This window comes from Aliiroseovarius sp. xm-d-517, from assembly GCF_013283135.1.
GTDB lineage: Bacteria > Pseudomonadota > Alphaproteobacteria > Rhodobacterales > Rhodobacteraceae > Aliiroseovarius > Aliiroseovarius crassostreae.
Window position 1 is genome coordinate 2,284,467 of sequence record NZ_WBXT01000001.1, and the last position, 12,643, is coordinate 2,297,109.

Here is a 12,643-nt window from a genome sequence, read left to right on the forward strand (position 1 = left end):
GCCGCAAGAGATATCAATATCGTGGGCGTTTCGGAATAAACATGTCCTTCAAGTTTATCCTGAAACGTTTTAGGCGGGGTATTGGTGCGAGAGCTACAGAATGGCACATTTGTCGGAGGGGGCGGGCGTGCCAGCGGTTCCCCCTCATTTTCTGGTCGGAAATATCCCGGGGTGAGGACGCAGTCCGAGGGGCAGCGCCCCTTACCGACGACCGCCCAGCATGGCGAGGCGAATCAATGTCCGTTCCATCAGCGCCAATTGTGGTGCTTTTTGCGATGACCGAAGCGCGAGGTCGGTCTCGATCAGCGCCTCAAGAGCTTTTTCAAGTCGATGGGTGCCCCAGCTTTGGGCCTGTCGCACCATTCGGTCGCGGTTCTTGAAATGCACAGGCGGGCGCAGGCGGCCAATGCCCTGCGCTGCCCCTCCGGGGTCGGAGCTTGCGGCATGGAGTGCGCGGAAATGGCGGGTGGCCCCGATGCACAGCGCAACGGGCTGGGTGCCCTGCGCCTGCAGTTTCGATAGGACAGGGCCGATCTCAGTGGTCTTACCTTCGGCCACGATATGCAGCAGCGTGTCCAGTTCCGCTTCGGTGGATGCGGGCGCCATGGCCAGCACATCATCCGGGGTAACGGGGGTCGGGTCCGACAGCTTGTAGAGCGCCAGTTTTTCGATGGTCTGGCGAAAATCACCCGGATCCAGATCGCGCGACAGACCGATCAGGTCATTCATCGCCTCCCGGTCCACCTCTCCCAACCCGGCGCGCTTGAAATCGGCTTCGATCTCTTCGCGGGTGGGGGGATCGTCGTAAATGCCGGCGGCGTAGGCATTGGGGTGGGTTTCAAAGAGTTTGCGCAGCTTTCCTTTGGGTTTCAGCGAACCGGCGGTGATCACCACCTGAGCATCCCCCTCCTGCCAGTCCTCCAGCGCCTTTGTCACGATATCCCCCACCAGCTCGGTGGCGTCTTCCACGAAGGCCACGCGCGGACCGGGGAAAAAGCTTTGTGCCTTGATCGCATCGGACAGCATGGCGGGATCTTTGCGCAGCTCGCTCGCGGGGATGCGGGTCAGGCGCATTTCCTCCTCGCCCTGCGGTCCAATCAGCGCGGCAATCAGCTCTTGCCGCTTCAGGGCCACCCGCATCGGGTCAGTGCCGAAGATCAGAACGCCGGTGCGATGGGGCTCGGGCTTGGTGAAATACCGCGCCGCATCACGAGGAGAGAGTTTCATGCCCCCCAACCCGCAAAGCTGGCCATCAGGCGCGTGGTGATCATGTCCGCCATCGACACCATCAGGCGGCGATAGGCGTCACGTTCCACCGTCGCAGTGGACACGGTCGACCCTTCCGAGGAATAGGTGGTGAAGTTGGACACCGCCCCTTTGGTCACCACAGCCCCGCTGGCGCGCTCGGTCACCGTATAGGCCACCGTGCCCTGCACCTGGGTGCGTGTGATCTCCTGCGTGGCGGTCACCCCCATGTCCTGCGTCTGCGTGGCGATCTTGTAGCTGAGCAGATATGGCCCATCAAATGTACGCCCCAGCCGGCTTTCCAGCGCCTTCACCAGCTCATAGCCTTCGCGCGTGTCCGGGCTGGCAAAGCTGATTACCCCGCGCAACCCTTCGCCGGTGCTGCCCGGCCCATAGACCGGGGTGAACCCGCAGGCCGCAACGCCACCTGCGAGGAGAACTGACAGAAATGCGCGGCGATCAGACAACCACATTCACGATACGTCCCGGAACAACAATGACCTTTTTCGGCGCCTTGCCATCCAGCGCCCTGACCACAGCATCCTCGGCCAGCGCAAGTTTTTCAACCTCGGCCTTGTCCATGTCCTTGGGCACGCTGATTTCCGCACGGCGTTTGCCATTGATCTGAATGGGCAGGGTGACGCTGTCAGAGACAAGCATGGCCTCGTCCGCGACGGGCCACGCGGCCTGTGCCACCAGACCGGCACCTCCCAGCATCGACCAGACCTCTTCCGACAGGTGCGGGGTCATCGGGCTCATCAGCTGCGCCATGGTGCGCATCGCTTGCTTTTGTGCGCGCCCACCCGCGTTCGATTTCGAGATTGTGTTCTGGAAGGCGTAAAGCTTGGCGATGGCGGCGTTGAAGCCGAAGCTTTCGATGCCCATGGTCACATCATGGATGGCCTTGTGCATGGCGCGAATGAGCTCTTCGTCGTTGCCGTCCGCATCCTCCATCCCGGCGATCTTCACCGCAGAGGCATAGACGCGCGACAGGAATTTGGCGGCGGCTTCCGCACCCGATGCGGTCCATTCCACGTCGCGCTCGGGCGGGCTGTCCGACAGGACAAACCAGCGGGCGGTATCGGCGCCGAAGGCCGAGATGATGTTCACCGGGTCGACCACGTTGTTTTTCGACTTTGACATTTTGGCGGATGGGATCACCTTGATCTTCTCGCCGGTCTCTTTGACCACCGTCGCACCGTCGCGCTCTTCCACTTCCTCGGGGTAGTGATAGATCGCGCGACCGTTTTCATCGGTGCGCTCATCGTTCTTATAAATCGCGTGGGTCACCATGCCCTGCGTGAACAGCGCGTTGAACGGCTCACGCGCTTTGTCCGGCAGATGCCCGCAGATATTCATCGCGCGCGCAAAGAAGCGCGAATAAAGCAGGTGCAGGATCGCGTGTTCAATGCCGCCGATATATTGGTCGACATTCATCCAGTAGGCTGCGTCCTCGGCATCGGTCGGCGTGGCCGCATTCGGAGAGGTGAAGCGCGCGTAATACCACGAGCTGTCCACAAACGTGTCCATCGTGTCGGTTTCACGGCGGGCGGGTTTGCCGCAGGACGGGCAGGCACAGTCACGCCAGGTCGGGTGACGATCCAGCGGGTTGCCGGGGATGTCGAAAGAGACGTCTTCGGGCAGTTTGACCGGCAGGTTTTCTTTCTTCTCGGCCACGACGCCGCAATCGTCACAGTGAACGACCGGGATAGGGCAACCCCAATAGCGTTGACGCGAAAGCCCCCAGTCGCGTAGGCGGAATTTCTCGACGCCAGTGCCCCAGCCCGCCTCTTCGGCGAATTTCACCGTGGCGGTGATGGCTTCCTCGCCCGTGGCCTCATCCAGCCCGGCGAAGTGGTCAAGCCATTTCACCTTTTCGGTTTTCGGCGGCACGAAGGCTTCGTTTTCGACAGGCGCAGGATTGTCCAGCGACAGGAAGGTGTCTTTCACCGGCAGGTCATATTTGCGGCAGAAGTCCAAATCGCGCTGGTCATGGGCCGGGCAGGCGAAAATCGCGCCGGTGCCGTAGTCCATCAGGATGAAGTTGGCGATCCAGACCGGCAGCTCCCAATTCGGGTCCAGCGGGTGTTTCACGCGGATGCCGGTGTCATAGCCCAGCTTCTCGGCAGTTTCGATGGCTTCCTCGGTGGTGCCACCCTTGCGCATCTCAGTCAGTTTGGCGGCAACCTCGGGGTTCTCCGCCTCGAGCGCCTTCGAGATCGGGTGATCGGGCGAGATGCCGACGAAGCTGGCGCCCATCAGCGTGTCGGGGCGCGTCGTATAGACCTCGATCGGGTCGCCACCATCCACGCGTTCAAAGCTGAATTGCAGACCCTGCGAGCGGCCAATCCAGTTCGCCTGCATGGTGCGCACCTTCTCGGGCCAGTTGTCCAAGCCGTCCAGCGCGTCCAGAAGCTCGCCCGAGTAATCCGAGATCTTGAAGAACCACTGTGTCAGCTCGCGGCGTTCAACCGGCGCGCCGGAGCGCCAACCGCAGCCGTCAATCACCTGTTCGTTGGCCAGAACCGTCATGTCGACCGGATCCCAGTTCACCGTGGCGTTCTTGCGGTAAACCAGACCCTTTTCCATGAAGTCGATGAACATCGCCTGCTGCTGGCCGTAATATTCCGGGTCACAGGTGGCAAATTCGCGGCTCCAGTCAATCGACAGACCCAGAGGGCGCATCTGGCCCTTCATGGTCTTGATGTTGTCATAGGTCCAGGTGCCGGGGTGGCCGCCCTGCGCCATCGCCGCGTTTTCCGCGGGCATCCCGAAGGCATCCCAGCCCATCGGGTGCAGCACCGAATAGCCACAGCTTGATTTATACCGCGCAATCACGTCGCCCATCGTATAGTTGCGAACGTGACCCATATGGATACGGCCCGACGGGTAGGGGAACATCTCAAGCACATAATATTTCGGCTTGGTTTCATCCCGCTTGGCGGTGAAAATCCCGGCCTCATCCCAGGCCTTTTGCCATTTCGGTTCGATGTCGGCGGCGGTATAGCGGCTCATCCAGTGACCTTTCGCATTCATTTCGCGCAAATTCTTTCCGGTGATAAGCGGCACGCGCGGCGGCGTCCAGCCTTCTTGCCCTATTCAAGGGGGAAGTGCCGCGATAATCTGATGTAAAGCAAACCCCATTATCAGTAACGCGCAGTGGTTTTCAGGCAGGCACAGATGAAACTTCTCTTCATTCACCAGAATTTCCCGGGGCAATTTGTGCATCTGGCACCTGAACTGGTCCGTCAGGGCCATGACTGCGTGGCGCTGACCTTGCGGGTGAAAGAGGCGCGGGTCTGGAAAGGGGTGAAGGTGCTGCCCTATCAGCTCGATGTTCCGAAAAACGCCACCCAGCCGCATCCCTGGCTGACCAACACCAATACCCACCTCATTCGCGCGCACAGCTTTTTCAAAGCCGCGCTGCGCCTGCGCGATCAGGGGTTCAACCCGGATGTGATCGTGGCCCATCCGGGCTGGGGCGAATCCCTTTTTGTCAAAGATGTCTGGCCCGAAGCGCGGCTGGGCCTGTTTTGCGAATTTTACAACGGCCCCGAACAGGCCGCGTTTGAAGGAGAGGTCACGGCAGACGATGTGCTGCGCCTCCGGATGAAAAATATCACCAACCACCTGCATTTCGCGATCGGGGATGCAGGGCTCTCCCCCACCCGATTTCAGGCCGACAGTTTTCCCGCCGCATTCCGTGACAAGATCCACGTGATCCATGACGGCATCCGCACCGACCAGCTGGTGCGCGATGAAACCGTAGCCTTCCAGGCCGAAAACACCCCGCACCTGACCCGTCAGGATGAGGTGATCACCTTCGTCAACCGCAACCTCGAACCCTATCGCGGCTACCACATCTTCATGCGTGCCCTGCCGCAGATCCTGCGCGACCGGCCGAAGGCGCAGATATTGATCACAGGCGGGGATGACACCTCTTATGGCGCCCGCCCACCCGAGGGGCAGACCTGGAAACAGATCTATATCGACGAGGTGCGGGACCAGATTTCCGACGCAGACTGGGCGCGCGTGCATTTTCTGGGCCGGATCCCCTATGACCAGTTCACCCGAATGCTCCAAGTCAGCCGGGTGCATGTCTACCTGACCTACCCGTTTGTGCTCAGCTGGTCGCTGCTCGAAGCCATGTCGGTTGAGGCCGCTATTGTCGCCAGCCGCACGGAACCGGTGGAAGAAGTGCTGCAGGATGGCAAATCCGCGCGGTTGTTCGACTTCCACAACCCGCAGGACCTGGCCGACAATATCATCACCCTGCTCGATGACCCGGATCAGCGCGCCCGCCTCGGTCAGGTCGCCCGGGCCGAGGTTGTCGAAAACTACGACCTCCTGACCATCTGCCAGCCGCGCCTGATCAACTGGGTCCAGCACCTCTATGATATGCCCGCCGCCCCACCAGAACATGTCGCCCGCTAAAGCGTTTCGGCCTCAACCTGACAAAGGGAAACCCTGAAACGCGCCCCCTCTTCCTCTTGCTGAAAATATCCCGGGGTGAGCGGGCTTGCCCCGCGAGGGGCAGCGCCCCTGATTGACCGGCTGACGACTGAAGCGAAACACTTTAATCATACGGGTCACAAAAAAACGCGCCCCAATGAAGGGCGCGCTCCTGTTGAGATTTGAAAGCCCCCGTGCCTTCGCAAAGGCCAGACCGGCTCAAAGCTTGCTGTCGGCCACCCGCAGCTGACGGGCACGGGTCAGAATCGCATCCTCGACCTGCCGCACCGCACTCGCGCTGGCCGGACCGCCACGCGTATACATGGCAACCGTCAGTGACCGCGCATCAAGCGACGGGTCCTTCACATAAACCGTGGCCTTATAGCTTGAACCGCTGCCAGGCGGGCGTCCGTAATCAAACACGATGATGCCGGTGAACGGGTCAGCTGCCTTGACCGGCATGAAATCCAGAACATCCAGCGCCGCGTTCCAGATATACTTGTTGACCTCAACCGTGGTGTTCGGATCATCCACATTGGTGAACAGATCCCAGATCGTTTCCCGCTCTTCCGCTTTTTCCGGCGCATGACGCAGCCCGTCCTGCTTGGCCTCGGTCTTGCCCGACCCGCCAAAGATATTGCCCGATCCGATAGATCCGACCGATCCGCTGCCGCCTCCACATGCCGACAATGCGACCGAGGCGACCAAAGATACACCAAGAATAGATTTCCGCAGGTTGCTCATCAAAACGCCCCGTTCCTGTAAAGTCTCTTTGTTAGTATATAAGCCCCTTTGGGCGGGCAAGCGTTTTCCCCGGAACCGGCGCGCCAACCCCGGCACCATTCTGCTCAGGTGATTCCATTTTTAAAACCTGCCGGCCAATCCGGGCCAAACAGCGTTCCCACCGGTTTATTTCCGATTGTTTCAGACATTTCCGGCGTGGCGTGAGGAAACTGTGGCAAAGAAGCACCAACACTCCGGCCAAACCGCCTATCGCGGGTCACTGCGCTTGCAATGACCGCCGGGAAGGGGAAAAACACGCTCATACTCAATTCGGATCCCCCGTTTTGAGGTGCACTCTAAAAAATATCATGAGGGAAACCGAAATGAAAAAGATCCTTATTGCTACGACCGCACTCGTTGCAACCGCTGGCTACGCCGCTGCCGACATCAACCTGTCGGGTGCTGCTGTTGCTGGTTTCAAATATGCTGACGTCGACACCGTTGACGAAAAGCTGATTGCTCACGTTGACTACACCCTGACCATCGCAATGTCGGGTGAAACCGACGGTGGCCTGACCTTCGGTGCCGACCTGACCGTATACGGCGACGAGTCGAGCACCCTGAACGGTGGCGACCTGGTTGCTTACATCGAAGGTGGCTTCGGCAAGTTCTCGGCTGGTAACGTTGGTTCGGCTGTTGACGCAACCCTCGGCCTGGGCGACCTGGGCTTCGACGGTCTGGGCACCGACAACGTTGCTGAAGCTCTGATCGACTACAACGACCAAGGTACCCTGATGTACAAAGGCACCTTCGGCGATTTCACCGTTGCTGCTTCGTACAACATGTCGGTTGACAACACAGATCCGACCATTGACTACACCGCCGACCCGGCCACCCCTGACGCTGCAAACGAATTCTCGATCGCAGCCACCTACAACATGGGCGACTACGACTTCGGTCTGGGTTATGACGAGCGCGGCGACGTGATCACCGTGAAAGCTGGCGCAAATGTTTCCGGCTTCGACATCGACGCTCTGGCTTCGTTCGGTGACAACGACGCAACCGCTTACGGTCTGACCGCTTCGTACACCATGGGTGCAACCACCGTGACCGCTGCTTACTCGAAAGCAGAAGACGCTGCCTTCACCGGCGACGACGGTGAAGCCTTCGGTATCGGTGTTGCTTACGACCTGGGTGGCGGCGCCAAAATCAAAGGTGGCATCGCAGAAGTTGCTGACGTCACCGTTGCTGACCTCGGCATCACCATGTCGTTCTAATCCTCACGGATTATTACGAGGGAAGAGCGGGCCTTGTGCCCGCTCTTTTCTTTTGGGAGATGTGGACAAAGAGATTCACCCATGAGGTCCCCCATGCCCCTTGCTGACATTCAGGCCCGCATCACCAAAGAAGAAACCCGCCTTGGCCGCGCCCCCGGCTCCACCCGGCTGATCGCCGTGTCAAAGGTCCAGCCGCTTGATCGCGTGGTTGCGGTGCTTGATCAGGGGCACCGGGTCTTTGGCGAAAACAAGGTGCAGGAAGCCGCCGGGAAATGGCCGGATCTGAAAGCGCGATATGACGGGGTCGAACTGCACCTCATCGGTCCGCTGCAAACCAACAAGACGCGACAGGCCATGGATCTGTTCGACGTGATCCATTCCGTCGACCGCCCGAAACTCGCCAAGACCATCGCGCGAATCGCCAAGGAAACAGGCCATTGCCCGCGCCTGATGATCCAGGTGAATACCGGCGAAGAAGACCAAAAAGCCGGGGTGCTGCCCGCTGAGGCCGATGCATTCATCGCCGAATGCCGCGCGCTTGGCTTACCGGTCGAAGGGTTGATGTGCATCCCGCCAGCCGACGAAGAGCCCAGCCTGCATTTCGCCCTGCTTGCCAAAATCGCCGCGCGCAATGACCTGTCGGAACTGTCCATGGGCATGAGCGGTGATTTCGAGCGCGCCATCGGTCAGGGGGCCACCTATGTGCGGGTCGGTTCCGCCATTTTTGGCGAACGCGACAGCCACGCCTGATCACCTCTTTTTCTGGTCCTCAATATCCCGGGGTGAGCGGCAAAGCCGCGAGGGGCAGCGCCCCTTTCAGCTTCACCGACAGCGCGCCGAAGCGAAAGCGCAGGCGCCCCCGGTTGCTGGTCGATCCATCGCTGAAACACATACCTTACCGCACAAGGATACGGCTATCCGCCTGCCAGCGGGCAAGGATCCAGTTAAGGTCGTTCGCTGCAAAAGCAATGCAGCCCGCTGTGGGAAACCGCGGACGGCGCCAGTTATGCACAAACAGGGCAGACCCCTTTCCCGGCACGGCGTCAGGCCAGTTCTGATCCGAAATCAGAAAAACATCGTAAAGCGGGGCCGCCATACGAAGCTGTTCGTGGCTGTGCGGATAGCGCAAAGCGCGGACCGGGTGATTGTAATTCGGGTCATCAGGATCGTCTGACCAAAGATCCCACGGACCGATCGGACGCAAGGGTAGCGGGCTGGCCGGGTGCGCACGCCGATCCGCCCGATAAAGGCCGGCCGCCAGCTCCCAGATCCCGCGCGGTGTGGCGCCATCCCCCTCCCGCTTGTCATCGGTCAGGCCGCCACGTCCGATGGAACAGGGAATGCTGCGCCCCATGAACCGTGCACCCCAGCGGGTGACCAGCATGTCCTGCCGACGTGGCAGCAGGCGCGTCACAGGATATGCCCGGATTTGCGCGCCTTGGTGGCGAGGTAAGCGGCGTTATGTGCCCCTTCGCCCACTTTCAGCGGCACACGTTCAGTGACCTCAATCCCGGTGGCCTGCATCATCTCGACCTTGCGCGGGTTGTTGGTCATCAGCCGCACGGCGGAAAACCCCATGGTCTTGAGGATCTCCGACCCGATGCCGAAATTGCGCTCGTCATCCTCGAACCCCAACCGGTGGTTGGCTTCGACCGTGTCAAACCCCTGATCCTGCAGCGAATAGGCGCGCATCTTGTTGGCAAGCCCAATGCCGCGCCCTTCCTGATTGAGGTAAAGCAGCACCCCGGCGCCGGCCTCTCCCATCCGGCGCAAGGCCGTGTTCAGTTGCGGGCCGCAGTCACATTTCAGACTGCCCAGAACGTCACCGGTAAAACAGGCGGAATGCAGCCGTGTCAGAACCGGTTCATCGCGTGGCGGGCGACCGATTTCGATTGCGTAATGTTCCTCGCGCCCGTCTACGGGGCGGAAAATATGCAGACGTCCCGCTTCCGACGCCGCCATTGGCAGGCGCGCATGAACAATCGGCACAAGGTTCAGCGCCGCCACATGATCATCGGTGAGCTTCAGCACGGTGAGAAGATGGGTGCGGGCCAGCTCCTCGGCCTCTTCAATCTCGACCACCAACGCGGCGGGCAGGAGCTGTGCGGATTTTGCCAGGGCCACGGCCTGCGCCTCAAGCCCGTCCTCGCCACCACGTTTTGTATTGAGCGGGCCTTTCATCGGGTGGGTCAGGTCGTCGGCCGGATCGGCAATGGCGGCGATCCAGCGGGTGTCTGCCTCCTCCGGCAGCGTCACACGGGCCACCTTGTCGGAATAGGCGCGGGCCTTGAGCGTCTCGGCACGGCGGGTGGTGATCGCCAGCACCGGCTCTCCCAATCCACGCAATTCGCGCAGGCGGGCGCTGGCCAGCGTCTCGGCCGCCGCGGCAATGACGGCGCGGCCATTTTGCATGAGCACCACCGGCACCCCCATGCGCAGATCGGCACGGGCGCGGGCAATCAGTTCGTTCAGATCCGGGATCAGGTCCGCAAAACGGGTCATGGGGCACTCCTTGCGCCCATATTTAGGGGCTTGGCGGGATAAGGGAAACGGCTTTTCAAGGTTTTTGCATCAGATTGCCGGGGCGCGATGCAATGAATTGAAACATTTCCCACGAAATCATCGCCCCCTGGACACGAGGGCGTGAAGGATCTGTTGCAATGCTTGTCAAACCCGTGTGGGCGGCACATGTCTTGGAAAACGCAATCGTGATTGCTGCCTTGATCGGCCCAACAAAAAGGGAGAGCGAAATGTCGAATCTGAAGAAAATCCTGCTGGTGGATGATGATGAGGACCTGCGTGAGGCGCTTGCCGAACAGCTGTTGATGACGGAAGAGTTCGACGTGTTTGAGGCCGGCAACGGCGCCGAGGCGATCGTGAAGGCGAAAGAGGCGATCTATGATCTGGTGATTCTCGATGTGGGGCTGCCGGACACCGATGGGCGAGAGCTGTGCCGGGTGATGCGCAAGCAAGGTGTGAAATGTCCCGTCGTTATGCTGACCGGCCATGATACCGATGCCGACACCATTCTGGGGCTGGATGCAGGCGCCAATGACTACGTGACCAAACCGTTCAAATTCCCGGTGCTTCTGGCCCGCATCCGCGCCCAGCTGCGCCAGCATGAACAATCCGAAGATGCGGTGTTCCAGCTTGGGCCGTATACGTTCAAACCGGCCACGAAAATGCTGATCACCGAGGATGATCGCAAGATCCGGCTGACGGAAAAAGAAACCAACATCTTGAAATTTCTCTATCGCGCCACAGATGGTGTGGTGCCCCGCGATGTGCTGTTGCACGAGGTCTGGGGCTATAATGCGGGTGTGACCACGCACACGCTTGAGACACATATCTACCGTCTGCGCCAGAAGATCGAACCCGATCCCTCAAACGCGCGCATTCTGGTGACCGAAAGCGGTGGCTATCGCCTGAACGGCTGACTTTGCCACCAGAACCTCCCCCGTGCCGGGGCGTGCATTTCCGTTGATCGGAAACGCATAACGGCACATCCTCCCTGTCAGACTGCCCGGGCCATCGTGCCCGGGTTTTTTTCTGCCTGGCCATTTATGCTATGGTTGGGGGCGCAGGCTGGGGCAGGACTGCGCCAGTCTGGATCAGGTGTTGAACAATGTTCCCACCCCGTAGGCCAGCGCCGCCGCCGCCCCGCCGATCAGCAGCGTTTCCCCGGCTGAGCGCCACCAGGGGCTCAGCGACCAGTGGCTTTTCAGCGCGCCGATGGCAAAGAAGCTCGCCATGGTCATCCAGGCAGAAAGGGTAAAGGCCCCCTCCAGCCGGAAGATGAAGGGCAGAAGCGGCACCATGCCCGCGACCAGAAATGCCAGAAAGGTTGTGGTGGCAGAGCGCAGGGGATTGGGATCCAGCCCGCCCAGCCCATATTCCCCTTCCATCATCAGGGCGATCCAGCGTTCCCGGTTCTGGGTTACCGCATCGGTTGCCTCGTCCAGAATGTGGTCCGACAGACCCTTCTGGGCCAGAATCTCGCGCACCTCGCGCCATTCGCCCTCGGGATTGGTGGCGATGTGACGCTCTTCAATCCTGCGCAGGCGGCGATAATTGTCCTGTTCCGCCTTGGAGCCGGAATAGGCGGCGGCGGCCATCGAAAACCCGTCGGCCAGCACATTGGCCAGCCCGAGGATCACGATAATGAGGGGGGATAGCCCGGCACCCGCCACACCAGCCACAATGGCAAAGGTTGTGACGGATCCGTCAATGGCGCCATAAACCGCATCACGCAGAACGCCGCGCCCGGGCGGGGCGCCTATGCGGGCGGCGATTTCCTGTGGGCTGTGGCCATGCTCTGACATGCGGCACCTCTTTCGGACCCAGTCTGAGGGTCTGCGCCGCCATCTGCCTTAAGGCAGATCAAGCAGGCGGGATTGTTGTGTCGGCGTGGCGTCAATCCTCTGGCCTCACCGCCTCATCCCCCATCAGGTAACGGGGGCCGGCGCCTTTGTCGGCGGCCACGTCATCGGGGTTGTAAAGCGCGCAGCGATCCAGCGAAAGGCAGCCGCAACCGATGCACCCGTCAAGCTTGTCGCGAAGCCGGGTCAGGGCGGCAATCTGTTCGTCCAGCTCCGCGCGGAAATCCTGCGAGATTTCGGTCCAGTCCCTCGCGGTTGGAGTGCGGCTTTGCGGCAGACGGGTCATGACCTCGCGGATGCGCTCAAGCGTGAAGCCGAATTTCTGCGCGATCATCACGAAGCTCAGACGCCGAATATCTGATCGCAGAAACCGCCGCTGCCCGCCCGCATTGCGCTCGGGCGCAACCAGCCCCTGGGTTTCATAATAGCGGATCGCCGACACGGCGAGCCCGGTGCGTTTGGCCAATGTGCCAATGGAAATCTCGTTTCTGCGCTCCATGAAGGGTCTCCGAAAGAAATAGCTTGAGCTAAAGTTAGCTTTAGGAATTATCAACCGAGTCGCAACGA

13 protein-coding genes are annotated in these 12,643 nt (G+C 60.5%); 4 read left to right on the forward strand and 9 right to left on the reverse strand.

What is annotated here, in order from left to right:
* Positions 1-201: 201 nt before the first annotated feature.
* From holA to leuS, 3 genes are read right to left on the reverse strand one after another with little or no spacing between them, the layout of a single operon-like run.
* Positions 202-1,227 (reverse strand): DNA polymerase III subunit delta, encoded by a 1,026-nt coding sequence (holA, locus tag XMD517_RS11055; protein WP_173488239.1) that lies wholly within the window; start codon positions 1,225-1,227, stop codon positions 202-204.
* Positions 1,224-1,718 carry an LPS assembly lipoprotein LptE gene (gene lptE / locus XMD517_RS11060; protein ID WP_173488240.1) on the reverse strand — a complete coding sequence of 165 codons (495 nt, stop codon included), beginning with the start codon at positions 1,716-1,718 and terminating at the stop codon, positions 1,224-1,226. The genes holA and lptE overlap by 4 nt, the downstream gene beginning before the upstream one ends.
* Complete coding sequence (gene leuS / locus XMD517_RS11065) at positions 1,705-4,260, reverse strand: leucine--tRNA ligase (RefSeq protein ID WP_173488241.1); 2,556 nt, start codon at positions 4,258-4,260, stop codon at positions 1,705-1,707. The genes lptE and leuS overlap by 14 nt, the downstream gene beginning before the upstream one ends.
* Positions 4,261-4,425: 165 nt before the next feature.
* On the opposite strand from leuS, the gene XMD517_RS11070 reads away from it, so the two are divergent.
* A complete protein-coding gene (locus tag XMD517_RS11070; protein WP_173488242.1) occupies positions 4,426-5,679 on the forward strand; it encodes a glycosyltransferase in 1,254 nt (417 codons plus the stop codon).
* 237 nt (positions 5,680-5,916) lie between these two features.
* Here the strand turns inward: XMD517_RS11070 and XMD517_RS11075 are convergent, their stop codons facing one another.
* Together XMD517_RS11075 and XMD517_RS11080 are read right to left on the reverse strand one after the other, a co-directional pair.
* Positions 5,917-6,441 (reverse strand): DUF3576 domain-containing protein, encoded by a 525-nt coding sequence (locus XMD517_RS11075; protein WP_173487572.1) that lies wholly within the window; start codon positions 6,439-6,441, stop codon positions 5,917-5,919.
* Positions 6,442-6,545: 104 nt separating this feature from the next.
* Positions 6,546-6,743, reverse strand: a complete 198-nt coding sequence (locus tag XMD517_RS11080) for a hypothetical protein (protein WP_173488243.1) — start codon at positions 6,741-6,743, stop codon at positions 6,546-6,548.
* 60 nt (positions 6,744-6,803) lie between these two features.
* On the opposite strand from XMD517_RS11080, the gene XMD517_RS11085 reads away from it, so the two are divergent.
* Both XMD517_RS11085 and XMD517_RS11090 read left to right on the forward strand, forming a co-directional pair.
* A complete protein-coding gene (locus tag XMD517_RS11085; protein WP_173488244.1) occupies positions 6,804-7,697 on the forward strand; it encodes a porin in 894 nt (297 codons plus the stop codon).
* A 93-nt stretch (positions 7,698-7,790) separates the two neighbouring features.
* Positions 7,791-8,447: a YggS family pyridoxal phosphate-dependent enzyme gene (locus tag XMD517_RS11090; RefSeq protein WP_173487575.1), complete on the forward strand. Its 657-nt coding sequence runs from the start codon at positions 7,791-7,793 to the stop codon at positions 8,445-8,447.
* A 145-nt stretch (positions 8,448-8,592) separates the two neighbouring features.
* On the opposite strand, the gene XMD517_RS11095 is transcribed toward XMD517_RS11090, so the two are convergent.
* Both XMD517_RS11095 and ribA read right to left on the reverse strand, forming a co-directional pair.
* The gene (locus tag XMD517_RS11095) at positions 8,593-9,081 is read right to left on the reverse strand and encodes a L,D-transpeptidase (protein WP_173487607.1); all 489 of its coding nucleotides are present in this window, start codon (positions 9,079-9,081) and stop codon (positions 8,593-8,595) included.
* Between the two features lie 26 nt (positions 9,082-9,107).
* A complete protein-coding gene (gene ribA / locus XMD517_RS11100) occupies positions 9,108-10,199 on the reverse strand; it encodes a GTP cyclohydrolase II (protein WP_173488245.1) in 1,092 nt (363 codons plus the stop codon).
* Between the two features lie 248 nt (positions 10,200-10,447).
* Here ribA and XMD517_RS11105 point away from each other — a divergent pair, with 248 nt between their 5' ends.
* Entirely contained in the window at positions 10,448-11,134 is a 687-nt protein-coding gene (locus tag XMD517_RS11105) for a response regulator transcription factor (protein ID WP_173487577.1), read from the forward strand.
* Positions 11,135-11,308: 174 nt separating this feature from the next.
* Here XMD517_RS11105 and XMD517_RS11110 read toward each other — a convergent pair whose 3' ends face one another.
* Entirely contained in the window at positions 11,309-12,019 is a 711-nt protein-coding gene (locus XMD517_RS11110) for a VIT1/CCC1 transporter family protein (protein ID WP_173488246.1), read from the reverse strand.
* A gap of 91 nt (positions 12,020-12,110) precedes the next feature.
* Complete coding sequence (gene soxR / locus XMD517_RS11115; protein ID WP_173488247.1) at positions 12,111-12,575, reverse strand: redox-sensitive transcriptional activator SoxR; 465 nt, start codon at positions 12,573-12,575, stop codon at positions 12,111-12,113.
* Positions 12,576-12,643: the final 68 nt, after the last annotated feature.